This window comes from Rhizobium sp. NLR16a (genome assembly GCF_017948245.1).
Lineage (GTDB): Bacteria > Pseudomonadota > Alphaproteobacteria > Rhizobiales > Rhizobiaceae > Rhizobium.
On record NZ_CP072867.1, the window covers coordinates 455,984 to 481,133 of the forward strand.

Genomic DNA, 25,150 nt, shown 5'->3' on the forward strand with positions numbered 1-25,150 from the left:
TCCAAGAGTGCGTGACCGAAGTCCAAAAGTATCTGGCGACACTCACTGAATGGTGGGGGTGGTGGTGGAGAATCTGTGGCGCTCAGGTTGAAATGTCCGCTGAGCCGCAAAGCAGAAATGTCACTCGCGGCTGCCACGCGGCACGACGACCAGCCCCGATCTGAGCGGCTGGTCCGGGTTGCAAGGTCAGAATCGGGGCGGGGTTGTGGCACCATTGGCTTTAGCTTTGAGACTATGCGATCGACGCCTCACGCTGCCGCATCGAGCTTTTAGTTGCCGCTCAGATCTGGCATCTGCGGTCTTCAAAAGTATTCCGCTTGAGCTCGCGGAAGATCGTCGAGCGATGCCGGCCGAGCTTCTCGGCAATGACGGTGGCGCTCACGCCGGCCGCTCGCCAGCGAACGATCCTGCGACGTTCATCCATGTCGATTTGGGAGTAGGTGCGTCTCGCAAGTCGCACTTCATCCTTGAGTCCACCCCGGCTACAGGTGAATCCGGCGTAATCTGTGTTATGGAACTTGAAGACGTGTGGCAACCGCTGCCACATAATTCGTTGAAATACCCAGAAAATTACTTCTTGTGCCTTCCCACATCAGAGCGTCAGCCAGTCGCCGATCGTTGTCCCGACACGTCGCATGGAGCGTGTTGTTGGAACGGCCGGGTGCTCGGTTGCTATGGTCTTTCGGACTTCACGCGGGCTGAGCCCGAATTCATGGCTGAACGCGCGGGTGAAATTGGCTGCAACGTCGAAGCCGGCGGTCTCGGCAATCTCCGAGATTGGCCTGGTGTCGGTCGGGTTGGTAAGCTCCGCATAGGCCTGCAGCAACCGACGTTTGCGAATGTAGTTGAAGACGCCCCCGCTCGTTTCGAACAATTGGTAGAGCCGCGTCCGCGAGATCCCCAGCGCACGGCACATGACCTCAGGCGTCAAGCTATCTGAATGAAGATTGAGGTGAATATAGCGATGCGCCCGCTCCATCAGCCCCATGTTGGTCTGTTCGTGACCGCGGTCCGAACTGGTGGAGGATGCGGCGCATGCAACGACCATATCGCCGATCGTCCGTACGATCCGCGGCACCTCCTCCACCGTCAAGCTGCTCAGATTGGCTTCCAGGCCGTTGATATAGCTGACCAGCAATTCAGCCAGGCTACCGGAGAAGGCGGTGTTGTTGGCGTTCTGCAGAAGGCTGGCATCACGGGTCAACAGTTCATAGGGCAGGAAGACGAGCACAGCGACTGAATCGGTCATCCGCCCGCGGTACGGATAACCAAGAGACCTGAAAAATATCTCACCCGGGCCGGTCTCGGTTACATGCCGATCGGCCTCGGTCCAGGCCCGGCCGCTGCGCAGCACGCCGAGGTTCCAGTGATCGATTGGGCTCGATCGCAGCATCGCCTGATCGCGAATATAGCTGCACGCCTGCGCGCGCTGCTGAACGATGAGGATATCGCCGAGATGCCAGCCGGTCTGTTCCGCAAGGAAACCGTCGCCCTCCGATTTTTCGTCCGGCAGATGAACATTCATAAGGGGCGCGACATGTGATCGCCAAGCCTGGAACTGTTCTTTCGGTGGCAGTTCGTGCGTTGAAAATCGCAGGGGCGCCAGCGCCGGTGGAACGTCCACCCGATGTTCTTTCTGGGAAGACGGTTCGCGCGGCCAGCGCCGCCGCTCCAGGTGCGCCGGCCATTCCTGTCCCGCAGCCGGGTCATCTCCAGATTCCGTAACCATCCAATTCCTCCAGCGCAAGAGCCAATCCGGGCTGTTCAAACTGAAGCAAACAATCGTTTTCGCGGCTGAACCGCGCAGCCATCCGACAAAACCGAATTGACTAAAGCTCTACGTGCATAAGCTACTTATCATATTCATCCGCGAGCAGAAATGGACGGACCGATAATTTTCTGGATGCGGCGATAACGACAATTGCGTCCCGTTCATATATCTAAATAAGCAATGGTTAATTCCGAAGGACGTTCGGAAATTTCCAAAATACTCAACTGCCGGTGCAATGTAGTGTCGAAGCGCCGTCAACGTAAAAAGACACTTATTCAAAACAAAAGATGCGAACATGGGAGGATAGGTCGTGAACTATCGGGGAAATAGTCGTGTGCGATTTGCGCAAGCCTTGGCTTGCGACAGGAATCATCCTGAGGGTGCGCCAGGAGAGATTCTACCGCCCATCGTGCCGATTCATGCGAGACGCTCCTGAGGCCGGACATCGGCAAATAATGGCGCGCGAGGGGTTGCGCGCAACCGAGGCCATCTGTGTCGATGCGTAAAGGCTCGAGGCTTGCACGCAACCCCTATCATATCCACCCATTGTCGAATTTCTTTGACGCTGCCCTTCATGTGGCAGAGGAGGCTAAGATGACTACCGCATGCGATGAGAACGTAATCCAATTGAAGCCGATTTCGAGCTGCAGACGAGAAGTCGAAGTCGCAATGGTGGAAATGCTCGTCAGTTTGCAGAAACGTGGATGGTCGGCTGCGGAGTTGGCATTGACGCTCGCAGACGCCTCGGAAGATCTTGTCATGCTGATCGCGACCAAAAAGCTTCGACCGAATTAAAGCAGTTCCAGGAAATGACAGGGTCCGGAATTGCGTAAACACAAAAGAGTAGAGCGGTTCTGTGCTTCCGTGAAAAGCTGAACCGCTCTTTGATCGCGTGGAATTAGGCCGTTTCTGTCTTAATGAGATGTCGGCATTACAGGCGCGGCGCGGCGATTTTCATCACCCCATACCCCACCACGTCAGTTCGCCGCGCCGGGATGGTTGACCACCGCATCGATATGCCCACGCCTCCGTCGGCGGCATTTGCTCCAAAGCCGAATTGTTTCTGTCGCAGGTTACGACCATCACTTGTCTACTAATTCTCAATGCGCTAATTTATGCAATAATGAGTTGCATCCGTTTGTGCCGGGTCCCCTAGCGACGGATGGCTGCAGAGCGATACCTTCGGATGACAATATGATCTGGAACCATCGCATCACACGCATCGTCGTCGGCCTGTTGCTGCTGGCACTCGTGACCGTCCTGTCATTGCCGACGATTACCGGCTTTACGAGCCTTGATGGCACAGTCAATGCCCGGTTTGCTGTCGTTAATGCCCCAATCGACGGCACGATTGCGGAAGAACCCCTCAAGGTCGGCAGCCCGGTCAAGGCGGGGCAACCCCTCGCAGAAATCCGAAATACACGCGTCAATCGTGCAATCCTCGCTTCGCTCGAGGCAGATCGCAACACGGCACTCGACCGCGTCGCGGCACTTAAAAAGGAGCGGGAGGAGCTCTCCGCACTTCGCGAGGAATTGTCTGCCAGATTGGAAATCTACAGGCAGACCACCATTGCCAATCTCGAGCGCGAAGTCGAAATCCTGCGGAAAAAAGTCGAAGTGTCGCAAGCTCAGGATCTGGTCGCGCAGGTCGACCTGAATCGCCGGATGGAGCTCGAGTCAAAAGGCATTCTAACGCAGAAGCTGGTTGAGGTCGCGCGGGCCGCCGGAGCTGCGACTGGCGGCGAGGTCGAAATCAGCAATTTGACTGTCGATCAATTGGAACAAAGGCTCAATGCGGTCCGCCAGGGTATCTTTGTCTTCGGCGACGGACAGAATGACGTGCCTTATTCGCGACAGCGTGAAGACGAGGTTGTCGTTCGCATCAACGACTTGAACTCACGCATCGCGGAAAATGAGACACGAGCCACCGAAGTTCAAAAGCAGCTGGTCAAAGAGGCAGATCGCGTCAGCAGCCTTGAATCCGCGACCGCAATAGCGCCGTTCGACGGCGTTATTTGGACCAGGAGCATCGTCGACGGTTCCAACGTGGTGCTGAACGACGAGTTGATGCGCCTCCTCGACTGTCGAGAGCTGTTTGTGGATATCCTTGTTCCCGAGGTCAATTATGACGAGATCTATCCGGGGCTTGTTGCGCAGGTGCGCTTGTTCGGCCGCAGCGATGTCTTCCAAGGCACCGTCATTTCTGCCAGAGGCAGTTCGGCTTCGGTCGAGGCCGATTCCTTTGCCGCCAGTTTACCGCCGTCGACCGAGCGTAATGCCCGCATTCGCGTTCGCCTTGATCCATCTTTCATGAACGACGATTTTGCGAACTCCTGCCAGGTGGGGCGCACAGTGCAGGTACGGTTTTCCAAGCACGGCATCGACGTATCCAACTGGGTCAAAAGCCTGTGGTTCAGTATCTTCTAGCGCTGGTTCCGACCTTTCTCGTTATGGCCTTCTTCTTTCTGGGGCCGTTCAATTGGTCGCGGCATCACACCTGGACACGGGCGGTAACCTGCGCGTTCGTCGCAGCATTCGCCTTGCGATACATGTACTGGCGCTTGACCGAGACGGTGCTTCCCTATCCGAACGACGGTGCGAGTTTCTACTGGGTCTGGATCCTCTTTGTCGTCGAGGTTCTCGCCTGCGTCGAAGTCATCCTTTTTCTGGTATTGATGAGCCGCTATGTCGACCGGAGCGCGGAAACCGACAGGTTGGGTCGTGTTTTCTTTGCGCGCGACAAGCGTGAGCTGCCGACAGTCGATGTTTTCATTCCCACCTATAACGAGCCGCTCGATGTTCTCGAGCGAACCATCATCGGCGCCCGCTCGCTGGATTATCCTGCGGACAAATTGAATGTGTATGTGCTTGACGATCAACGCCGGGATTGGCTGAAGGCCTATTGCGAAGAAAAGAACGTCATCCACGTCACGCGCGGCGACAACAGCCATGCCAAAGCCGGCAATATGAACAATGGGCTGAAGGTCAGCTCGGGCGAGTTTATTGCGATTTTCGATGCCGATTTTGTTCCCTATCGACACTTCCTTCGCCGGACCCTGCCCTTCTTTTCCGACGAAAGCATCGGTATCGTCCAGACACCTCAACATTTCTTCAATGTCGATCCGGTGCAATCAAACCTGGGCCTGGAGAATATCTGGCCGGACGAGCAGCGTTTGTTCTTTGACGAGATCGCGCCCAGCCGAGATGCCTGGAACGTCAGTTTCTGCTGCGGGTCATGCTCGATTGCCCGCCGCCAGGCCGTCGATGCAATCGGCGGTTTTCCGACGGAGTCGATCACAGAAGACCTGCTGACAACTCTTTCGATGCTCAACAAAGGCTACAAGACGCGCTACCTGAACGAGCGGCTATCGATGGGACTGGCCGCCGAAAACCTGACCGGTTATTTCGTGCAGCGCGAACGATGGTGCCAGGGGGGTATTCAAACCCTGTACTTGTATAATGGCCCGCTGCGCGGCCCGGGATTGACGCTCTTTCAACGGATCATGTTCCTGCCGGCATCATGGCTGGTGCAGTATCTGGTCCGCTTCACTATATTGCTTGTCCCCATCGTCTATCTCTGGTTCGGCCTGCTTCCGCTCTATTTCACGGATATGGCCGATTATGTATCTCATCAGGTGCCGCTGCTGGCGGCGTATTTTCTGCTCATGCTGTGGATCACGCCGACGCGCTATCTGCCTGTGGTTTCCAGCGCCGTCGGTACCTTTGCGACATTCCGCATGTTGCCGACCGTGGTCTCCAGCCTGGTGAGACCATTTGGCAAGCCTTTCAGGGTGACGCCAAAGGGCAGTGGCAACGAGGCGAACCAGTTCGACCGCTACAGCTTCGCCTGGATCGCAAGCATGATCACGATCACCGTGGTTGGTCTGCTGGTCAACATCGTACCGGAAACGTCGCATGTACAAGGCCAGTTTTCGCCGGTCGCGGCATGGTGGTCAGGGATCAATATTGTCGTCCTGCTGATTGCGTCACTCATCTGCTTTGAGAAACCCCGGCGCCTGTTTCATGCGTTCAAGCTCGATGAACCCGCCATCGTCAACGATGTCCCCGGCCAAGTCGTCAGTCTCGCACTCGACAAGGCGGTCGTTGCAGTCCCGGACATGGCCCGATTTCAATCCAAATCGGCGATGCTGAAACTCTCTGGCTTCGCCCCGATCAAAGCGGAGCTCGGACAGATCACCCAACGACGAAGGAGCGTAAGTCGCGGCGGCGACAAGCAAGCCTATTACCTGCACTTGTATTTTGAACTCAGCGGCTCTGCTCGCGACAGCATGATTGTAAAACTCTACACCGGTCGATATTCGCGGGACGTTCGCGACATCGACAAGGTTGCCGTCTCTCTTAATCTGCTGTTGCGGTCATTCGGGCGAACGCGCACGTTGTAGCCCGGCTCGTGAGAGAGGTTGTCGCGCTTCTTCAACTTATTGCCCGGATCGTTCGTCGAGGATGGACAGCGCGTCCTGCAGTCTGAGCGCCGCCAGCGCTTCCGTTGCCTCGTCCGGAGACCATCCTGCTTCGAGCGCTGCAGAAAGAACCAGCGATTCCGTTTGAAGTTCGAGCTTCTCATAAAGCGGCTCGATGGCTTCGCGTGCGGTGACAACGTGCTGATCGGGCGGAGTGATGGGCGTCGCGGCAACCGTAGGCATGATGCTCCTCCTTTTAAACGCTAAGGTTCGAAACCCAATTGCAGGCATGCTTGTTCCGTTCACAATCGCATTTAGCCGGATCACGGCTGACGGACACTGTTCCGAAGCTCTGGCGATCGCAATTTCGCCCGTCCTCGGCATCTCTGGGCTCCCAGCGAAAATCTCCGCTGGATGTGAACGAACGGACAGGCTACCGCACAATTGCCGAAAGCGGAAGCGACTTGCGGTAATCACCGTTGCCGCAGAAGCGCGCCTAACGAGGACCGTCGCCACATCTGCCGAAATTTCCTCCATTTCAGAAGCGCCCTGATGACGAGGGCCGACGGTATCTTCTCGTGGTCGCCGACGGTCCCCTGCTTGGCGACCGGTGCGTTTGCGTAGAGGAGAAACGCGATCAGCGTGGCTGGATCCTTGGCCTCGAGGTCGAGGCGGGCATCCGACAGATGCAGTCCCTGCTCGCCGTCCATGAAGGTCTGACCATCAACGGTGATCGAGCCATGGAAGACATAGAAGTAGAGATCCCTGCCCTGCTTGCGCGGGAATTCCGACCGCGCACCCGCTTCCAGCCGGATGTCGAAGATGTCGACAGCGCTGCGGACATAAAACGGCGCGCCCTCCCCTTCCGGGCCGACCAGGTGTCGCCAGACATTCGCCGCGACCGTGGGGATCGGGCCGTATTGAATTTTGGGCTGCAGATCGACCGCACGCGGACGAATGAGGATCTGCACCATTCGCAGCGGCGGATCGGTCACCAGCGTCTCCTCGGAGTGCCAGAAGCCTTTCCCGGCATTCATCACCATCAGATGATGGCGGTCGATCAGCAGCCAGCCTGTGGCTCGGTTCTGGTGACGCATCACGCCATCAGGCACCCAGGAGACGATCTCGTCGTTTCTGTGCTCGTGCATCGCGATCAGCCGGCCAGGGTCGAGAATGGATTCGACGACCATGGCGAGAGGGCCATGGCCGTGGTCCGTCGGCTTCGGCTTCAACCATCCCGGCATATTGATGTGCGCGACAAAACCGCCAGCATCCCGCACCAGGAATGTCCGTTCGCCTTTGAGCAGCATCGCGTCCTCCATGCCTGTCAGGCTATGACGACACGTCTTGCTGAGGATGCCGATGAATGGCCTTAGTGGCAATTTGAAAAACATCCGCCGCAATCGATTCGCATACGGGATCTCCAATGACCATCGACGCCGCACGAAATCCGCATCCGATCTACTTTGCCGGCGCTTTTGCCACGGGTGGGCTCCTGACGTTCATGGTGCATCTCAATGGCGAGCTGGCACGGTACGGAAATCCGCTTTTTTCTTCCTGGACCGCTCACGGCACCGGCATCATCGCCGCCGTCATTCTTCTCCTGCTGGTTCACCGGCGGCGAATGCCAAGGCAGGAAAAGATCTTGAAGGCGCCCTTATGGGCCTATTTCGGCGGCATTTCCGGCGCGGCAACGGTCATGCTGACCTCGACCGCGGTCAACTCACCGCTCGGGCTCTCCGGCACCTTGGCTCTCGGCCTGGCAGGCCAGGTCGTCTTCAGCGTCGCGGCCGACAGCTGGGGGCTGTTCGGCCTGCAAAAGCGGCATCCCGATACTCGCGACATCGTTGCGCTCGGCCTGGTCGTTGCGGGAGCGGCGCTGATCATCCTGTTCGGGCGAGGCGCGGCATGACGCTCTTCATTCTCCTCGCTTGCCTCGGCGGCGTGCTCGTCGGCCTCAGCCGTCAGCTTAATGGGCGGCTGAGCATCTCGACGACGCCGCTGATCGCATCCTTCTGGAATCACGCGATAGGCTTTGCCGTCCTCACCTGCCTCGGTGTCGTCGTCGGCGGCCTGCTTCCTGCGGGGGCTGCCGAGGCGCCCTGGTATGCCTATCTCGGCGGTCCGCTCGGCGTTGTCTTCGTGGCGGCCGGCAGTTGGGCGATTGCGCGGATCGGCGCAGTCAACTCGGCTCTGCTGATCATCGGCGGGCAGATGGTCACGGGGGTGGCGTTTGATTATCTCAGCGCCGTGCCGGCCTCCTTCTGGGCGAATGCCGGCGGGATTGTTCTCATCATAGGCGGAATGATGGTCAGCCGGGGACGGCGCAGGGCCGGCGCTCCGAAATAACCCCGGCGTCCGGCGGGAACGCCTCCCCGCCGCCGGATCACCAAGCCGCTGCATTCTCAAGCGAGGTATTTGGTAAACCAGTCGACCGTCCGCTGCCAGGCCAGCTTGGCCGCCGCCTCGTCGTAGCGCGGCGTGGTATCATTGTGGAAGCCGTGATTGACGTCGGGGTAGATATAGGCCTCATAGGTTTTTCCCGCGGCTTTCAGCGCCGCTTCATAGGCCGGCCAGCCTTCGTTGACGCCCGTGTCCAGCCCGGCATAGTGGAGCAGCAGCGGCGCCTTGATCTTCGGCACGTCTTCGGCGCGCGGCTGCCGGCCGTAGAACGGCACGGCTGCGGCCAGTTCGGGATAGGCGACCGCCGCGGCATTGGCCACGCCGCCGCCGTAGCAGAAGCCTGTTATGCCGACCTTGCCGGTGGTGAGGTCACCCTTCATCAGGAACTCGACCGCCGCGAAGAAGTCGTTCATCAGCTTTTCCGGATCGACTTTCTGCTGGAGCTCCCGCCCCTTTTCGTCATTGCCGGGATAACCGCCGACCGAAGTGAGGCCGTCGGGCGCCAGCGCGATGAAGCCGGCCTTCGCCACGCGCCGCGCCACATCCTCGATATAGGGGTTGAGGCCCCGGTTCTCGTGCACGACCACGACGGCGGCGACCTTGCCGGTGGCGTTTTTGGGGCGGACGAGATAGCCGCGCACATCGCCATTTCCTTTCGGCGAGGGGTAGGTGATGTATTCGGCGGCGATATCCGGATCGGTGGCCTCGACCTGGGTCGCCAACGCATAATTCGGGCTCAGCGACGCCAGGATGGCGGCCGCGGTCACGCCGCCGACGGCGAATTTGCCGGCGCGGTCGAGAAACTCGCGCTTGGTGATCCTCCCATGCGCGTAGTAATCATAGAGTTCGAGCAGTTCCTGTGGGAAATCCTTGGCTGTCATGCGGGTCATGATGGCTCCTCCTGGCCTCCGGTTCCCATCCATCCTACACAGGCCAGCGTGCTCGACTTTTCAACATTTCGCGAGTTCTGCGTGAGCTTGCCGGCGAAATTGGCGTCAGTTGCAACCATTCGGCGCTTCCGCATCCGGTCGTCGACCGCATGAAAATCGAAAGCCGCCTGCCGGTTTATGAAAATTAATTTCATGGCCGTGGCGTGAGGCCCGTTTTCTATTGACGCCCTCCAATTTTTGTCTCAACTTAAAGAAAATAAATTACTTAGTTGGGAACTTGATCGGCATGAAAGTGGGCATCATCGGGCTCGGATTCCGGCTCGGCTACCTCGGCTACGTCTTCAAGGCGATCGATAGCAGCTTCGACATCGTCGGCTACGTGGATCCGGATCCCGCCGGCCTTCCCGGCTTGACGGAAAAGGGTATTTCCGCCGGCAAGGCCTATGGTACGCCGGAAGAGCTGCTCGCCTCGGAAAAGCTCGATCTGCTGATGATCGGTTCCCCCAATCACCTGCATCTCGACCACATCCGGCTCGGGCTCCAGTCCGGCCTCAAGGTGTTCTGCGAAAAGCCGATCGTCACGACCATCGCCGAGAGCATCGAGCTTGCCCATCTCCTGGCGAAGTTCGGCCACGAGCGGCTGATGGTCGGTCTCGTGCTGCGTTATTCGCCTCTTTATAAGGATCTGCGCGCCATCCAGGCCGAGGGCAAGCTCGGCCAGATCGTGTCGATCGAGGCTTCCGAACATATCGAGCCCTATCACGGCGCCTTCTTCATGCGCGACTGGCGCCGCTATGAGCGCTATTCCGGCAGCTTCATGCTGGAGAAATGCTGCCACGACCTCGACCTTTACAATGGTGTCGTCGGTGCGCGGCCGGAGCGCGTCGCCAGTTTCGGCGGCCGCAAGAGCTTCATTCCGGCCAACGATCCGACGCGCGAGGGCATCAACGACCTCGAGCTTTTCCATCGCAAGCCGAGTGGCTGGATGGGGTCGGACAAGGTGTTCGACAGCGATGCCGATATCATCGACTATCAGGTGGCGATCGTCGAATATGCCAATGGCGTCGGCATGAACTTCCATACCAATCTGAACGTACCCGACCAGTTCCGCCGCTTCGCCATCATGGGCTCGCGCGGCATGGCCGAAGGCGATTTCGTTCGCGGCTATCTCAACGTGCACGAACAGCTGACCGGCAACAAGGTGGTCGCAAACACTTATGCTGCAACCGAACTGTCCCAGCATTACGGCGCCGACGAACAGATGGCGAGCGACCTCCTGGAAAGCGTGCGCACCGGCCTCGAGCTTCCGGTTTCGACGCTGAATGCGCTCGAGGCCGGCATCCTGGCCCTTGCCATGGACGAAGCGAGGATGAAGAAATCGGTCGTCGACCTGCGTCCCGTGTGGGACCGCTTCGACGAGGCCCTTCACGCCAGAGCGGCTTGAGGAAGGCGGCAAGATGAGTGTTCAAAGAAGCGCCTTCATCTTCGCCTGGATCCTTCTTCTTCCGGCCGTTCTTTATGTCCTCGCCATCGTCGCCTATCCCCTCGTCGATACCTTCATTCTCTCCTTCACCGATGCGTCGCTGAAGAAGACCACCAATTGGGTCGGCTGGGTCAACTATGAGAAGATCTTCAACGCCACATTTGCGGAGGTCATTCTCCGAACCTTCGTCTGGACCTTCTTCTCCGTCGCGCTGAAAATGGTGATTGGCACATTCGGCGCCTGCATGCTGAATGCCGCCGTGCCGGGCCGCTCGCTGTTCCGGCTTTTGACCATGCCGCCATGGATCGTGCCGATGGCGATCGGCATCTTCATGTGGGGCTGGATGTATAATGGCCAGTTCGGGATGATCTCGGGCCTGTTGCAGCGCTTCGGCCTCGTCGACGGCCCGGTCGCCTTCCTCGCCTATGGCAGCACCGCCTTCTGGGCGACGATCGTTACCGACGTGTGGATCGGCGTGCCGCTGGTGACGATCTATTTCCTGGCGGCGATCCAGTCCATTCCGAAGGATCTCTATGAAGCCGCCTGGACCGATGGCGCCGGCCGCTGGTACCGCTTTCGCCGCATTACCCTGCCGCTGATGGTGCCTGCCATCATCACCATGTCGATGCTGTCGCTGATCGCCACCTTCAACTCGTTCGACATCATCTGGATCCTGACGCAGGGCGGTCCGAGCGGCGAGACGACGACGATGATCATCGACACCTATCAGACCGCGATCGGCTCGAAGAAATACGGCGAAGGGGCGGCGCGCGCCGTCCTGATCTGCATCTTCCTGTCGCTCTTCTGCTTTGCCTATTTCCGTGTCACCCGCCGCCTCAACCCGGAGAAGCGCGCATGAGCAGTGCCGCCATGATCGACCGTTACCGCTGGTGGGAAATCATCCTGATCTATTGCGGCATCGCGGTGTTCCTGTTCTTCGTGCTGGCGCCCTTCGTCGAGGGTTTTCTCGTATCGCTGAAGCCGCTTGCCCAGCTTTTCTCTTCGCCCTATCGCTTCTGGCCGGAGAACGGCTCGTTCGAAGCCTACCGGACGATGTGGATCAGCGTGCCGGGTTTCGGGCGCTATATCTTCAACTCCTTCTTCATTTCGATCATCGTCACGCTGATCGTGCTCTGCCTCGTCATTCCGGCGGCCTATGCCTTCGCCAAGTTCGAATTCAAGGGCATGGGCATCCTGCTCGGCGCCTTCCTGACGGTGAACATGTTCTCCGGCGCCGTGCTGCTCATCCCACTCTTCCGGCTGATGCGCAGCATGGGCGTGCTCAACACCTATCTCGCCATGATCGTGCCTGGCGTCGCCTTCCTGATCCCCTCGGCGATCTGGCTGCTACGCACCTATATGATCCGCATTCCCCAGGAGCTCAACGAAGCTGCCTTCATGGATGGCGCCAGCCACTTCTACACGCTGCGCCGCGTCATCCTGCCCATCGCGATGCCGGGGATCATCGTCGTCGCCATCACCACCTTCATCGGCGCCTACGCCCAGCAATTCATCTTCGCGCTGACGTTCAACTCGAAGAGCGAATACATGCCCTTGCCGGTGGGGCTCTTTGCTTACTTCGGCAAGCAGGAGGTCATCTGGAACGAACTGATGGCGGCTTCTTTCGTCGGCATCGCGCCGGCGATGGTCGTCATCTTCTTCCTTCAGCGTTACCTCGTCGGCGGTCTGACCGCCGGTGCGGTGAAACAATAAGAGCAATAATCAGTGAACAGCTAACAACCACATTGGGAGTCACAACGTGAGCATAGCAATCAAGACAGGCCTTATGGCGCTCGCCCTGCTCGGTTCGACGGCATTGACCGCGGTCACTGCCCATGCGGCCGACAAGGAAATCAGCTGGATCTATTGCGGCGACACGATCGATCCGGTCCACACCAAATACATCAAGCAGTGGGAAGAAAAGAACGCGGGCTGGAAGGTCACGCCTGAAGTCGTCGGCTGGGCGCAGTGCCAGGACAAGGCAACGACGCTCGCCGCCGCCGGCACGCCTGTTGCCATGGCCTATGTCGGCTCGCGTACGCTGAAGGAATTCGCCCAGAACGACCTCATCGTTCCGGTGCCGATGACCGACGACGAAAAGAAGGCTTATTATCCGCACATCGTCGACACGGTGACCTTCGAAGGCAACCAGTGGGGCGTTCCGATCGCCTTCTCCACCAAGGCGCTCTACTGGAACAAGGATCTCTTCAAGCAGGCCGGCCTCGATCCCGAGAAGCCGCCGAAGACTTGGGCCGAAGAAATCGAGATGGCCAAGACCATCAAGGAAAAGACCGGCATTCCGGGCTTCGGTCTCTCCGCCAAGACCTTCGACAACACCATGCACCAGTTCATGCATTGGGTTTACACCAACAACGGCACGGTGACGGATGCCGAAGGCAAGATCACGCTCGACAGCCCGCAGATTCTCGCCGCGCTGAAGGCCTACAAGGATATCGTCCCCTACTCCGAGGAAGGCCCGACGGCCTATGAGCAGAACGAAGTCCGCGCCATCTTCCTCGACGGCAAGGTTGCGATGATCCAGGCAGGATCCGGCGCTGCCTCCCGCCTGAAGGAAACCAAGATCAACTGGGGCATCACGACGCTGCCGCTCGGTCCCGACGCCAAGGGCCCCGGGACGCTGCTGATCACCGACAGCCTGGCGATCTTCAAGGGCTCCGGCGTCGAAGACAAGGCGACGGAATTCGCCAAGTTCATCACCTCGCCGGATGTGCAATCGGAGTACGAGCTGCAGGGCGGCGCCGGCCTCACCCCGCTGCGGCCCTCGAAGAAGGTTGACGAGTTCGTCGCCAAGGATCCCTATTGGAAGCCCTTGATCGAAGGCATCGACTATGGTGGTCCGGAACCGCTCTTCACCGACTACAAGGGCTTCCAGAACTCGATGATCGAGATGATCCAGTCGGTCGTCACAGGCAAGGCCGAACCGGAGGCCGCGCTGAAGAAGGCGGCTGGCGAAATCGAAGCCTTCAAGTAAGCTTGCTTCGCGCCTTGGGATCGTGGAGGCAACAATCCGCGATCCCTCCCCTGCAGCGTCACGCGTCTTATCGGATGCGTAACGCTGCAGCACCTTGCCTGTGCAGTAATGATGATCGAACGTGCGACAAAGACCGCCGGCGGAGACAGATTTTTGGGACAGCTTCTTCTCAACAAAGTTCAGAAGTTCTACGGCGATTATGAAGTGCTGAAGGGCGTGCAGCTCGAGGTGAGGAATGGCGAGTTCGTCGTCTTCGTCGGCCCCTCCGGCTGCGGCAAGTCCACGCTGCTGCGGATGATCGCCGGTCTCGACGCGACGACGGCAGGCGACATCATCATCGACGGCGTCAGGGTCAACGACCTGCCGCCCGTCAAGCGCGGCATCGCCATGGTGTTCCAGTCCTACGCGCTCTATCCGCATATGACTGTCTTCGAGAACATCGCCTTCCCGCTGCGCGTCGAGAAGATGGATGAGGCAAAACTCAAGGCCAAGGTCGAAAACGCCGCCCGCATCCTGCACCTCGACCAGCGGCTGCAGCAAAAGCCCGGCATGCTGTCCGGCGGCCAGCGCCAGCGCGTGGCGATCGGCCGCGCCATCGTGCGCGAACCGAAGATCTTCCTGTTCGACGAGCCGCTGTCCAACCTCGACGCGGCGCTGCGCGCCGACATGCGCATCGAACTTGCCAAGCTGCACCGGGCGTTGAAGGCGACGATGATCTATGTGACGCACGACCAGGTCGAGGCCATGACGATGGCCGACCGCATCGTCGTGCTCGACGCCGGCAACATCTCCCAGACCGGCGCGCCGCTGGAGCTCTATCACAAGCCCGCCAACCAGTTCGTCGCCGGCTTCATCGGCAATCCGAAGATGAATTTCCTGCCGGTGTCCTGCAAGGGTGTCAGCGCCAACGGCGTCGAAGTGGATTACAAGGGGCAGACGGCCGTTCTGCCGGTGACGCCGCGCGACGGCATGGTCGGCAAGACCCTGACGCTCGGGATCCGGCCGGAGCACATCCAGCTCAACGGCGGTGACATCGTCTTTACCGTGACGCCGACGGTCATCGAACGCCTCGGCGCCAATACTGTCGCTTACGCCTCGCTCAACGGCGAGGCGGAAAATTTCTGCGCCATGCTGCCCGGCAGCGTCGGCATTCGTCCCGACGCACCTGTTTCGACCGGCATCAACGCCGCCGATTGCCATCTCTTCGACGAGGCGGGGATTGCGTTTGAGCGGCGGGTGGAATTGACGGAAATCGATATGAACGTGATTAATCCGACGGCGGCTTGAGCTGATCCAATACCTCGACAGTGAAGCATGCACGTTCCAGCGCCAATCCCGACGACCGACGGCCAGCTGTTCGCGAGCGGTCTGGGGTGATGAAATACATGGAGGGCGGACCGCCCGAGACAGGGTCCGACTGGCGTCGCATGGCCTACACGCTCCGCGAGCTGCATCGGTTGACACAGGGCAGCGGCCGCCTAGGGAGAAATCACAACAAGAGCCGTCGAGATTACCTCGCCTTCCCGGCGGTAACTGTGCGGAACGCTTGAGTCAAAATACATAGCGTCGCCCGCATCCAGCGCTGTCTCCTTGCCGTCCACAATGATGACAAGCCGACCGCTGAGCACGTAAATGAACTCGGCGCTGCCATGTTGATGCGGCTCCGAGGGCGGCGAATCGAGTGGGAACTCGGCGTAATACGCCTCCATGCGGCGGTCGGAAGCGGGATAATCGAGGCTTTCGAAGAGGAAGGCTGGGTTCTTTTCGCCCGGCGGGCTTGGAAGTTTGAGACGCTCGTGCTTTCGGACGACCGCGATGAGCGGCTCCTCCTTGTCGGATTTGAAAAAGTGATCGAGGCCGACCCCGAAAACCATCGCGATCCGAAGCAGCGTGGGCAGCGTCGGAAACATCTGCCCGCGCTCGATCTTCGAAAGCATCGCAGGCGAGAGCCCTGTATGCCCCGCCAGCTGCACCAGCCCCAGCTTCTTTCTCAGTCGCAGTGTCTTGATACGCGGGCCGATCGCGTAGCGCTGAAGCTCATTGGACAGCGTGTCGGAGAGCACTCGTAAACTCCTTTTCGTTACGGGAAACTATCATAACGATAATTTTCATTACAATATAATTCTGTTTCCGCTCACGAAATTTTGAGTGGCAATAAAATCTGCGTTCTCCAAATGAAAGATGCGCGGTGCAACGCGCACCTGTCATCGAGAGGAGAATGACATGAAGTTGAGAAGCCTTTTAGTCGCTGCAGCAATCACGCTCGGCAGCAGTTTCAGCGGGGTCGCCGCGGAGAAGGATGTCGTCGAAACTGCCGCGGAGGCGGGTAAATTCAAGACGCTGGCGACCGCGCTCGAAGCGGCAGGCCTGGTCGCCACTCTCAAGGGAACGGGTCCGTTCACGGTCTTTGCTCCGACCGATGAAGCCTTCGCCAAGTTGCCGGCCGGTACCGTCGAAAACCTTCTGAAGCCAGAAAACAAGCAAAAGCTCACCGCGATCCTCACCTACCATGTGGTCGCGGGCAAGATGATGGCTAAGGACGTGGCGGGTATCGATGAGGCGAAGTCGGTCAATGGCAAAATGATCGACGTCAACGTCGAGGGCTCCACCGTCAAGGTCAACGACGCCGCCGTCACCGCCGCCGACATTGCTGCCTCCAATGGTGTCATCCATGTCATCGACAAGGTGATCGTGCCGCCGGAAGGCTGACCCTCGTCCCCTCAACTGGAGAAGAACCATGAAGTTCATCAACATACTAACGCTCATCCTCGTCATCGTAGGCGGCCTGAACTGGGGGCTGGTCGGGCTATTCGGCTTTGACCTCGTGGCCGCCATTTTCGGGGCCGGCTCGGTTATCGCCCGGATCGTTTACGTCCTGGTGGGGCTGTCAGCCGCCTGGCAGGTCATCCCGCTGTTTTCAGCAATGGGTTCCGGCGAGTTCGCTGCTCGCCAAAACCAATAGGGCCTTTGGAGGGACCCGCTTGCCGCGTCGGCGGCTCCCTCCACCTTTTGTCGGATGGACATGCATTCCCTTCTTGTGATGGTCGCCTTTCAGGCCGTGAGCTTTGCTGCGGCGGCCACCGGCGTGATTTTTCGGCCAGGCGACTGGTACAAGCAGCTCGACAAGCCAGGATGGCGCCCGCCCGATTGGCTGTTCGCCCCGGTCTGGACGGTACTCTATGCCTCGATCGGACTGTCGGGCTGGCTCCTGTGGCTGGAGGCAGGCATTGCCGGTGCAGCATTCCCGCTCAGTGTCTATGCAGTCCAGCTTCTGCTCAATGCTGCGTGGTCGCCGATCTTTTTTGCCCTTCACCGACCCGGGCTGGCCGCGGTGGAGATCATGCTCCTTTGGAATGCGATCCTGGCGACGATCATCCTGTTCTATCCCGCGAATTCGGCTGCTGCCCTGCTCCTTGTTCCTTACCTCACGTGGGTGAGTTTCGCGGCGGCACTCAACGTGTCCATCTGGCGGCGTAACCGCCCGAAACCGCTGTCGGAGGGCGCCCGATGAAACCCCAGTGGATCGTCGTGAATGATGGGATGCAGCAAGGCTACCGATACGCTCTCGCTGCACCAAGTGGCCGCAACTTTCATCCCGACTTCCGGCCAGAGCTGACCCCCGCCGAGATGCTTGCGCTCGGCGTGTTCGGCGGCAAATACATGACCGATTGTCGTAACGAATTCCCGGCAAGCTGGTTTGCAGAGGCCCGTCTATCGCCGCTGCGAAAGGATCCGTCACTGAATTGCTTCGGTGTCGACGCCAGCCAACCCCTTAGCGTCTGGCGAGCCAAGGGATGGATATATCCCGACGATCCGCGTGGCTGGTTCCAGTGGTACTGCCGCTATTATCAAGGTCGCCGCATGCCCGGCGAGGACGAGCGACAGATCGCCCGCTGGAAAGCCATTCGCCGCCATGTCGCTCAGCTTCGCCGAGCCTGCGAGCCTGGAGATTGTTGGTGCCGGCCGCGCCAGCGCCAGGCTCTGCTGCATTGGGCATATGACAGCCGCTCGATCTAACGGCCGCTGCTGCGCCGATGTGCGCATCGAGCTTGCCAAGCTGCACAGGGCTTTGAAGGTGATGATGATCTACCTGACGCACGACCAGGTCGAAGCTATGACAATGGCTGACCGCATCGTCGTGCTGGACGCCGGCAATATCTCGCAGACCGGCGCGCCGCTCGAGCTCTATCACAAGCCGGCGAACCAGTTCCTCGCCGGCTTCATCGGCAACCCGAAGATGAATTTCCTCCCCGCGACCTGCATGGCGTCAGCGCCGCCGGCGTCGAAGTGGATTACAAGGGGCAGACGGCCGTTCTGCCGGTGACGCTGCGCGACGGCATGGCCGGCAAGACCCTGACGCTCAGCATCCGCCCGGAGCATATCCAGCTCAACGGCGGCGATATCGTGTTCACCGTGACCCCGAGGGTCATCGAGCGCCTTGGCGCCAATAGGGTCGCTTACGCCTCGCTCAATGGCGAGGGAGAGAATTTCTGCGCCATGCTGCCTGGCAGCGTCGGCATCCGCCCCGACGCACCTGTTTCGACCGGCATCAATGCCGCTGATTGCCATCTTTCGACGAGGCCGGCATCGCCTTCGAGCGGCGTGTAACCGCAGGAATTTTTCGTCATGGCCTTCCTCAATTCGCCCTCAACCGGAAACGCCCCTACCAGACAAGACCGCGAGCCGCGACCTCTTCGACGCGGGTCACCACGCCAGCCCGATGAAACACCATCGTATCGAACAGGTTGGACACCACGCAGGTGTGGTTCGGGATGATGAAGAGCTTTTCGCCGATCTGCGGCCGGGGGCCGGTGCAGTTCGACAGATCGATCACGCCGTGTTCTTCCGAGAGGCTGGTGATGCGTGCCTGGGGATAACCGACGATCAGGCCGTAATCGCTGAAGCCCTGAAGATCCGATGTCAGCGCCTTTGAGCCGGCATCGATGACGGCGCGGTCGGCGTTCGGGCGTGACACGACCGTTGCCAGCACATGCATGGCGCAATCGTCCTCGGTGCAATGGCCCATGCGCACCATCTGGCGGTCGTTGTAGATATAGGTGCCGGCGCGGTGTTCGGTGGCCGATGCGACGAGATGCGCCTCGAACAGGCTTGGCGTTCCGCCATTGCTGACGATCGGGCAGGTTATGCCTTCGGATTGCAGGCGGCTCACTGTTTCGGCGATGAAGGCTTCCACGGCGGCGGCCGATTGCGGCTTCGGATAGGTGACGATGCCGCCGAAGGTGAGGCCGTCGGCTGCGGCTATGCGCTTGGCGAGCGAGGCTGCTTCCTCCGGCGTCTGCACGCCGCAGCGGCCGGCGCCGGTGTCGCACTCTACAAGCACCGTCAGCGGCTTATGTCCGGAAAAATGTGCGGCGAGCCCGTCGACCGTCACTTCGCTGTCGGCGACGACTTTCAGGGCTGGAATGCGCTCGTTCAGCCTGGCCAGGCGCTCGAGCTTCTGCTGGCCGAGGATGTTGAAGGTGATGAGGATGTCGCCGAAGCCGGCTTCGGCAAAGACCTCGGCTTCCGTCACCTTCTGGCAATTGATGCCCTTGGCGCCGGCGGCAACCTGCGCGACGGCGAGCGCCGGAATCTTGTGCGTCTTGATATGCGGGCGGAAGTTCAGGCCGTGCTCGTCCATATAGGATTGAACGCGGGCGATGTTTGCAGCCAGCCGGTCTTCGTCGATAATAGGGCGCGGCGTCGAGAGATCGGCGATCCTCTCCCCTGCCTTGGCGACGACGGCGAAGCTGTTGTCATGCATCTAGGCGGCTCCGCGTTGTAGCCCGTGTGGATCGGCCACGATCGGCCAGATGGTCTTCGGCGCTCGCCGGTACGGCGTCGTCGCAGGATTATTGGGATAAGGCGTTCCGGCGGAGCAGTAAAGGATTTCCGCGGCGATCCTCGAGAAGGACGCGAAGAAGTGGTTGGTGGATTTGATCACCAGGATCTTCTGCTTCGTCGGATCGATGCCCATCACCGAAAACAGGCTCGGATCGAAGCTCTGGGCGCGCGTCGAATTCAGGATGATGTCGATGCCGTTAAGCACGATATGGGCGGCATCGCCGAAGGGCACCAGGCTCTCGCCGAACCGCATCTCGGCATTCCTGACCAGCTTGACGATCTTGACGGTGCCGTCGATCGGGTTGCCGGTGCCGGGCGCCGACTTGGCGCCGAAGCGCAGCGGAATTTCCGCGCCCTCGCCTGCCGCAAAGCAAATCTGGACGGCCATCGGATCCCAGATGGTGCCGACCGCCGCACTCGTGACGCCGCGGGCCATCAGTTCTGCGAGAATAACAGTCGCATCCCCTGCCGTGCCGCCACCCGGATTGTCCCAGACATCGGCGATGACGACGGGCCATGCGGTTGCGGCGATTGCGCGCGCGACGGCTTGCCTCTCGTCGATTTGCGGCACCATGAAGGTGCCGCGCTTGGAAAACAGTTCGAGGCCGAGTTCGCGCGCCAGCGCCGCGCCCTTTTCCGGTCTGTTGTCGGTCACGACAAGCAGCTTCGTTCCCATTTCGGGAACGTCGCCGACCATGAAGCCGTGGACCACTGAAATCGACAGGATCTCGGGGTCGTCCTTTTCGATCTGCATGATCTTGTCGACGAAGGAGCGCATGGGTTCGCGCGAGGTCGGGAAGACATCGATCATCCGGCAGTCGAACACCGACATGACCGGCTTCACCCGGCCTTCCAATGTGTCGACGGTGATGCGCCAGAGGTCCTCGGCGCGGTCGACGAAGTCGGTATGCGGAAATTCCTTGAAATAGACGGCGAAATCGACTGCGGCGACGCGTTTTGCCGTGAGATGGCTGTGTGGGTCGAGTTCGGCTGAGATGAGCACGTCAGGTCCGACGATCTCGCGCATGCGCTGGAGAAGATCGCCTTCGGAATCCTCATATCCCGCCGCCACCATGGCGCCATGCAGGCCCATGACGACGGCATCGACAGGCATTGCCGCCCGGAGTTGGCCAAGGATTTCGTCGCGCAGTTCCTCATAGGTGGCCCGGTTGACGAGGCCGGCGGGGTCGGCCCAGGTGGCGGTTCCCTCGATCAGCTCCCATCCCTTCTCTTTGGCGACGCGCCTGCCGACGGTGATCGGCGCGGTGCAGAGCGTCGGCGTTTCGGGATGCTGGCCGGGCGGGGCATAGAGTGAGGCTTCGAAGGCGCGGCGATCCACGCAGATCGGGGAGAAGGTGTTGGTCTCGGTCGCCAGTGCTGCCGTGAAAATGCGCAAGAAAGTGGCCTTCTTCTTATCGGCTCCGCTTCAACCCATCGGGTTCGGCAGGTAGCCGGTGAAACCTGAGATCTTCCAGCGTCCCTCGTGCAGCCTGCAATAATAGAGTGTCTGCCATTGCAGGACATCGCGGGTGCCGTCCGCCTTGGTAATGCCGCCGTCGAATTTCTTGCGAACCAGCGCCGTGTCGCCTTCGATCTCGATATCTTCGAGCGTCGTCGTGGTGAAGATCGCTGTGCGCGCATCTTCAGCGAAGCTCTGTTTGGCGAAATCCTCCGCCTGCCTCAGCCACTCGTCGCGATAGGCTTTGAGCGTCGGGAAAGCGAGCCGCCATTTGTCGGGGTTTGTCTCCTTGCGGCCATCGATGCCGATGAAGCCATCTTCCACGAAGTCATGCTCCACCATCGACCAATCAGCGGCCAGAAAGGCATCGATATCGCGGGGAACGAGCATCTCCCAGATCGCGTGGCGGGCGCTATCGGATGGGAAAGGATTCTGGAATGGATCGCGCATGGCTGCCCCGGATTGAAATTCTTTTCATAAAACGCGTTTTTCACTGGTCAAATTCTGCTTTCTATGGTCACTTGTCAACTTATCAAGAAAATAATTTGCAAGGACTTTGAATGCCAATCAAGCGCTATGGCACTGTTCAAACCGGCGCCGGCGGCAAGGCGCTGCCTTTCGCGCGCGCCGTCGAAGCTGACGGATGGCTCTATGTTTCCGGGCAGGTTGCGATGGAAGATGGCGAGATCATCGACGGCAACATCATCGCCCAGACCCACAAGACGATCGCCAATGTTCTGGATATCCTCGAGGAAGCCGGTTACGGCGTCGAGGATGTCGTGCGCGTCGGCGTCTGGCTCGATGATCCCCGCGACTTCTGGACCTTCAACAAGATCTACCAGGAATATTTCGGCGAGCATCCGCCGGCGCGCGCCTGTGTGCAATCGTCGATGATGGTCGATTGCAAGGTTGAGATCGATTGCGTGGCCTATAAGAAGAAGGGCGCGTAGCGAACAATCGGAGGGAGGCGGTTTGGATATCTTTTCGACATTGCAGGAAGATAAGAGCCGGCTTTCTCCTTCGGAAAACCGCATCGCGGAGATCATCGTCAACGATTTCGAGTTTGCGGTGAATGCCTCGATCATCGAGCTCGCCGAACGCGCGGAGGTCTCGCCGCCGACTGTCACCCGCTTCTGCCGGCGGCTCGGCTGCGAGAGCTTTTCCGATTTCAAGGTGCAGCTCGCCCGCACCGCCCATATCGGCGTGCGCTATCTGAAGCCGGAATCGAAAAGCACCGATCCGGCCGATGTCGCCCAGGATATCATCACCAAGGCGCAGAACGCGCTCTTCCTCCTGCACCGCTCGCTCGATCTCGCGGCAATCGAAGCGGCCGTTTCGTTCATCGCCAAGGCCGATATGATCTATGCCTTCGGCTCGGGCGGCAATTCGTCGATGATCGCCGACGAGCTGCAGAACCGCCTCTTCCGTCTCGGGCTTCGCATCACCGCCAGTTCCGACCACAGCATGCAGCTGATGATGGCGGCCGCGGCCAAATCGGGCGACGTGCTGATCGGCTCGTCCTTCTCCGGGCGCAATATGGAGCTGGTGCGGGCCTTCGAGCTTGCCCGCGACACCAAGGTGAAGACGATCGCTTTGACCCAGACGGAGAGCCCGGTTGCCAAGGCCGCCGAAATCGTCGTGCCGATCGATCTTCCCGAGGGCAACAATATCTATCGCCCGACTTCGACGCGCATCGCCTACATCGCCATGGTCGATATTCTGGCGAGCTTGGTTGCCTACGCCGTTCAGCCGAAAGCGACGGTGACCCTGCGGCGCATCAAACAGCAGCTCGTCCTTCACCGGGACGGCGACGACCGGCAATTGCTTGGAGACTGAAGCATATGAACGGGAGCGACAATCAATGACTCAATCGATCGCCATCGTGACGGGCGCTGCAGGCGACATCGGCGCGGCGATTGCCGCGCGTCTCGCCGAGGACCATGATGTCGTTCTGCTTGCCGATATCGATGCGGCTGCTGCCGCCGCCGCGGCTTCGAAACTCGGGCCGGCGGAGCGTTTCGTCGCCGTCTGCTGCGATGTGACCAGCGAGGCGAGCATTGCCGAATTGGCAGAACGCGCTGCCGGCAGCGGCGTCGTCCGAACCCTCGTCAACAATGCCGGGGCCGCCCGCGCCACCAGCCTGCACGAGACGACGCCCGAGATCTGGCGGGCCGACAATGCGCTCAATCTCGAAGCGGCATTCTTATGTTTCCGCGCCTTCGAACCGATGCTGAAGACCTCCAAGGGTTCGGTCGTCAACATCGCCTCGGTCAACGGCCTGCATGTCTTCGGCCATCCGGCCTATAGCGCCGCCAAGGCAGGCCTCTTGCATTTCACCCGGCTGGTCGCCGTCGAATATGGCAAGTTCGGCATCCGCTCCAATGCGGTGGCGCCCGGCACGGTGAAGACGCAGGCCTGGGAAGCGCGCGCCGCCGCCAACCCGAACGTGTTCGAGGAGGCGCGCCGCTGGTACCCTCTGCAGCGCGTCGTCGATCCCAAGGACGTCGCCAATGCCGTGGCCTTCCTTGCCAGCCCATTGGCCGCGGCCATTACGGGCGTCTGCCTGCCCGTCGATTGCGGCCTGACGGCCGGCCAGGCCGAGCTGGCGCGAACCTTCTCGCAATCAGAACATTACTGACCGAGATAGATGCGCCGCCTCTTTCCCGACGTCTTCCGCAATCCGGCAATCCGCGCCAGCATGATCGCCATATTCACTTTCGGAATGGCGGGGGCGATGACCGCGCCCTATCGCTCGATCGTCGGCATCCGCGAGTTGGGGCTGAGCGACGGTCTCTATTCCATCCTGGCCTTTGCTTCGGCGGCGGTGAACGTGGTCGTCAGCGTTCTGCTCGGCAATCTCGCCGACCGGCTGGGCGAGTACCGTTCGGCGATGATCGGCGCCTGCATTTTCGGCATCGTCGGCTACGGCGTGGTCTATGCCTTTCCGAGCGCGGCCGTCTTCGTCGGCAGCGCGCTGCTGCCACTTCCGATCTACGGCGCGCTGAATTCACTGCTTTTCGCCAATGCGCGGGCGGCGATGCAGGGCATGAACCGGGAGGACATGGTGACGGCGAACTCGGGCGTGCGCGCCATGATCTCGCTATCCTGGGTGCTGATCCCCGGCATGACTGGCCTTCTGCTTTCGGGCGCATCGAGCATGCTGCCGGCCTATCTCTTTGCCGCCCTCTCCTGTCTCTTATGCCAGGGCATCATCCTCTTCGCCCTGCCGAAGCGCGCGGCAACGGAGATCGACACCATCGACCATCTTTCCCATCTCGGCGCCCTGCGGCAGGTGATTTCGCCGGGGATTTCGGCGCACATCATCGGGGTGGCGCTGATCACCAGCACGCTGCATCTCAACGATGCGCTGCTGCCGTTGATCGCTACCGGCGCGGCGCATGGTGCACTCAGCGATGTCGGCATTCTGGTCGGGATCGTCGCCTTGCTCGAGATCGTCTTCATCATCGTCTGGTCGCGGATAGCGCGGCAGGCCGGTCAGATGACCGCGCTTGCCGCCGGCACGATCGTCTATGCCGTCTTCCTCGGCCTTCTCGGCTTTGCCTCCGCGCCGTGGCATCTCTACGCGCTCACCTTGCTCGCCGGTATCGGCGCGGCGGCGATCATCAGCATCCCGATCACCTATCTGCAGGATCTCATCGCCGACCGGCCGGGGCTCGGCAGTGCACTAATCTCCGTCAACGTCTTTGCGAGTGCGGGCATCGGGGCGCTGGTCTTTGCCGCCGGCACCTATGTGACCGGATACTCCGGGACCGCCATGCTGAGCGCCGTCACCGGATTGTCGGGGATTACGATCCTCGGCCTGCCGCAGCGACGAAATGCCGTTGCGCCTGTCGACGCCGAGCTTCGATAAATCAGGCGAAGAATCC

Annotated in this window: 26 protein-coding genes and 3 pseudogenes; 20 read left to right on the top strand and 9 right to left on the bottom strand. The window is 60.1% G+C overall.

Annotation, left to right across the window (positions count from 1 at the left end):
* Nucleotides 1-275 precede the first annotated feature (275 nt).
* Nucleotides 276-424, bottom strand: a pseudogene (locus J7U39_RS24405) (helix-turn-helix domain-containing protein); the annotation flags it as partial.
* Nucleotides 425-592: 168 nt separating this feature from the next.
* Nucleotides 593-1,729, bottom strand: coding sequence for an AraC family transcriptional regulator (locus J7U39_RS24410; protein WP_210632383.1), 1,137 nt, complete (start codon nucleotides 1,727-1,729; stop codon nucleotides 593-595).
* 636 nt (nucleotides 1,730-2,365) lie between these two features.
* Here J7U39_RS24410 and J7U39_RS32275 point away from each other — a divergent pair.
* The 3 genes from J7U39_RS32275 (at nucleotide 2,366) to J7U39_RS24420 (ending at nucleotide 6,174) form a co-directional block, all read left to right on the top strand.
* A complete protein-coding gene (locus J7U39_RS32275) occupies nucleotides 2,366-2,566 on the top strand; it encodes a hypothetical protein (protein ID WP_184458619.1) in 201 nt (66 codons plus the stop codon).
* 399 nt (nucleotides 2,567-2,965) lie between these two features.
* Nucleotides 2,966-4,198, top strand: a complete 1,233-nt coding sequence (locus tag J7U39_RS24415) for an HlyD family efflux transporter periplasmic adaptor subunit (protein ID WP_210632384.1) — start codon at nucleotides 2,966-2,968, stop codon at nucleotides 4,196-4,198.
* On the top strand, nucleotides 4,180-6,174 hold the full coding sequence (locus J7U39_RS24420) for a glycosyltransferase (RefSeq protein ID WP_210632385.1): 1,995 nt from the start codon (nucleotides 4,180-4,182) through the stop codon (nucleotides 6,172-6,174). The genes J7U39_RS24415 and J7U39_RS24420 overlap by 19 nt, the downstream gene beginning before the upstream one ends.
* Nucleotides 6,175-6,210: 36 nt before the next feature.
* Here J7U39_RS24420 and J7U39_RS24425 read toward each other — a convergent pair whose 3' ends face one another.
* Complete coding sequence (locus J7U39_RS24425) at nucleotides 6,211-6,435, bottom strand: hypothetical protein (RefSeq protein WP_064695708.1); 225 nt, start codon at nucleotides 6,433-6,435, stop codon at nucleotides 6,211-6,213.
* 230 nt (nucleotides 6,436-6,665) lie between these two features.
* Nucleotides 6,666-7,502, bottom strand: a complete 837-nt coding sequence (locus J7U39_RS24430) for a pirin family protein (RefSeq protein ID WP_210632386.1) — start codon at nucleotides 7,500-7,502, stop codon at nucleotides 6,666-6,668.
* Between the two features lie 116 nt (nucleotides 7,503-7,618).
* On the opposite strand from J7U39_RS24430, the gene J7U39_RS24435 reads away from it, so the two are divergent.
* A complete protein-coding gene (locus tag J7U39_RS24435) occupies nucleotides 7,619-8,104 on the top strand; it encodes a DMT family transporter (RefSeq protein ID WP_210632387.1) in 486 nt (161 codons plus the stop codon).
* Nucleotides 8,101-8,541 (top strand): DMT family transporter, encoded by a 441-nt coding sequence (locus tag J7U39_RS24440; RefSeq protein WP_210632388.1) that lies wholly within the window; start codon nucleotides 8,101-8,103, stop codon nucleotides 8,539-8,541. Before J7U39_RS24435 ends, J7U39_RS24440 begins: the two co-directional genes overlap by 4 nt.
* 56 nt (nucleotides 8,542-8,597) lie before the next feature.
* Here the strand turns inward: J7U39_RS24440 and yghX are convergent, their stop codons facing one another.
* Nucleotides 8,598-9,485 (bottom strand): YghX family hydrolase, encoded by an 888-nt coding sequence (gene yghX / locus J7U39_RS24445; RefSeq protein ID WP_210632389.1) that lies wholly within the window; start codon nucleotides 9,483-9,485, stop codon nucleotides 8,598-8,600.
* 286 nt (nucleotides 9,486-9,771) lie between these two features.
* Between yghX and J7U39_RS24450 the strand changes: the two genes are divergently transcribed.
* From J7U39_RS24450 to J7U39_RS24475, 6 genes and pseudogenes are all read left to right on the top strand, one after another.
* Nucleotides 9,772-10,929, top strand: a complete 1,158-nt coding sequence (locus J7U39_RS24450; protein ID WP_210632390.1) for a Gfo/Idh/MocA family oxidoreductase — start codon at nucleotides 9,772-9,774, stop codon at nucleotides 10,927-10,929.
* Between the two features lie 13 nt (nucleotides 10,930-10,942).
* Nucleotides 10,943-11,827, top strand: coding sequence for a sugar ABC transporter permease (locus J7U39_RS24455; RefSeq protein ID WP_097601388.1), 885 nt, complete (start codon nucleotides 10,943-10,945; stop codon nucleotides 11,825-11,827).
* Nucleotides 11,824-12,681: a carbohydrate ABC transporter permease gene (locus J7U39_RS24460; protein ID WP_004672438.1), complete on the top strand. Its 858-nt coding sequence runs from the start codon at nucleotides 11,824-11,826 to the stop codon at nucleotides 12,679-12,681. Before J7U39_RS24455 ends, J7U39_RS24460 begins: the two co-directional genes overlap by 4 nt.
* A 73-nt stretch (nucleotides 12,682-12,754) precedes the next feature.
* Nucleotides 12,755-13,960: an ABC transporter substrate-binding protein gene (locus tag J7U39_RS24465; RefSeq protein ID WP_210632663.1), complete on the top strand. Its 1,206-nt coding sequence runs from the start codon at nucleotides 12,755-12,757 to the stop codon at nucleotides 13,958-13,960.
* A 153-nt stretch (nucleotides 13,961-14,113) separates the two neighbouring features.
* Nucleotides 14,114-15,247: a sn-glycerol-3-phosphate ABC transporter ATP-binding protein UgpC gene (ugpC, locus tag J7U39_RS24470; RefSeq protein WP_210632391.1), complete on the top strand. Its 1,134-nt coding sequence runs from the start codon at nucleotides 14,114-14,116 to the stop codon at nucleotides 15,245-15,247.
* A 33-nt stretch (nucleotides 15,248-15,280) separates the two neighbouring features.
* A pseudogene (locus J7U39_RS24475) lies at nucleotides 15,281-15,429 on the top strand (aminoglycoside phosphotransferase); the annotation flags it as partial.
* Between the two features lie 9 nt (nucleotides 15,430-15,438).
* Here J7U39_RS24475 and J7U39_RS24480 read toward each other — a convergent pair.
* Nucleotides 15,439-16,023, bottom strand: a complete 585-nt coding sequence (locus tag J7U39_RS24480) for an XRE family transcriptional regulator (protein WP_210632392.1) — start codon at nucleotides 16,021-16,023, stop codon at nucleotides 15,439-15,441.
* 160 nt (nucleotides 16,024-16,183) lie between these two features.
* Here J7U39_RS24480 and J7U39_RS24485 point away from each other — a divergent pair, with 160 nt between their 5' ends.
* The 5 genes and pseudogenes from J7U39_RS24485 to J7U39_RS24505 all read left to right on the top strand — a co-directional run.
* Complete coding sequence (locus J7U39_RS24485; RefSeq protein WP_210632393.1) at nucleotides 16,184-16,669, top strand: fasciclin domain-containing protein; 486 nt, start codon at nucleotides 16,184-16,186, stop codon at nucleotides 16,667-16,669.
* 28 nt (nucleotides 16,670-16,697) lie between these two features.
* A complete protein-coding gene (locus J7U39_RS24490) occupies nucleotides 16,698-16,922 on the top strand; it encodes a DUF378 domain-containing protein (protein WP_210632394.1) in 225 nt (74 codons plus the stop codon).
* Nucleotides 16,923-16,982: 60 nt separating this feature from the next.
* On the top strand, nucleotides 16,983-17,471 hold the full coding sequence (locus J7U39_RS24495) for a TspO/MBR family protein (RefSeq protein WP_210632395.1): 489 nt from the start codon (nucleotides 16,983-16,985) through the stop codon (nucleotides 17,469-17,471).
* Nucleotides 17,468-17,977, top strand: coding sequence for a hypothetical protein (locus tag J7U39_RS24500; protein WP_210632396.1), 510 nt, complete (start codon nucleotides 17,468-17,470; stop codon nucleotides 17,975-17,977). Before J7U39_RS24495 ends, J7U39_RS24500 begins: the two co-directional genes overlap by 4 nt.
* A 13-nt stretch (nucleotides 17,978-17,990) precedes the next feature.
* A pseudogene (locus J7U39_RS24505) lies at nucleotides 17,991-18,567 on the top strand (TOBE domain-containing protein); the annotation flags it as partial.
* 56 nt (nucleotides 18,568-18,623) lie between these two features.
* Here the strand turns inward: J7U39_RS24505 and J7U39_RS24510 are convergent.
* The 3 genes from J7U39_RS24510 to J7U39_RS24520 are packed head-to-tail and all read right to left on the bottom strand — an operon-like array spanning nucleotide 18,624 to nucleotide 21,713.
* The gene (locus J7U39_RS24510) at nucleotides 18,624-19,724 is read right to left on the bottom strand and encodes a D-TA family PLP-dependent enzyme (RefSeq protein ID WP_210632397.1); all 1,101 of its coding nucleotides are present in this window, start codon (nucleotides 19,722-19,724) and stop codon (nucleotides 18,624-18,626) included.
* On the bottom strand, nucleotides 19,725-21,200 hold the full coding sequence (locus J7U39_RS24515) for a M81 family metallopeptidase (protein WP_210632398.1): 1,476 nt from the start codon (nucleotides 21,198-21,200) through the stop codon (nucleotides 19,725-19,727). It lies immediately after the preceding gene.
* Between the two features lie 30 nt (nucleotides 21,201-21,230).
* The gene (locus J7U39_RS24520; RefSeq protein WP_210632399.1) at nucleotides 21,231-21,713 is read right to left on the bottom strand and encodes a hypothetical protein; all 483 of its coding nucleotides are present in this window, start codon (nucleotides 21,711-21,713) and stop codon (nucleotides 21,231-21,233) included.
* 110 nt (nucleotides 21,714-21,823) lie between these two features.
* Between J7U39_RS24520 and J7U39_RS24525 the strand changes: the two genes are divergently transcribed.
* From J7U39_RS24525 to J7U39_RS24540, 4 genes are read left to right on the top strand one after another with little or no spacing between them, the layout of a single operon-like run.
* Nucleotides 21,824-22,213 (top strand): RidA family protein, encoded by a 390-nt coding sequence (locus J7U39_RS24525; RefSeq protein ID WP_071091593.1) that lies wholly within the window; start codon nucleotides 21,824-21,826, stop codon nucleotides 22,211-22,213.
* A gap of 22 nt (nucleotides 22,214-22,235) precedes the next feature.
* Entirely contained in the window at nucleotides 22,236-23,099 is an 864-nt protein-coding gene (locus J7U39_RS24530) for a MurR/RpiR family transcriptional regulator (protein ID WP_210632400.1), read from the top strand.
* A 25-nt stretch (nucleotides 23,100-23,124) separates the two neighbouring features.
* Nucleotides 23,125-23,901: an SDR family oxidoreductase gene (locus J7U39_RS24535; protein ID WP_210632401.1), complete on the top strand. Its 777-nt coding sequence runs from the start codon at nucleotides 23,125-23,127 to the stop codon at nucleotides 23,899-23,901.
* A gap of 9 nt (nucleotides 23,902-23,910) precedes the next feature.
* Entirely contained in the window at nucleotides 23,911-25,134 is a 1,224-nt protein-coding gene (locus J7U39_RS24540) for an MFS transporter (RefSeq protein ID WP_210632402.1), read from the top strand.
* Nucleotides 25,135-25,150 lie beyond the last annotated feature (16 nt).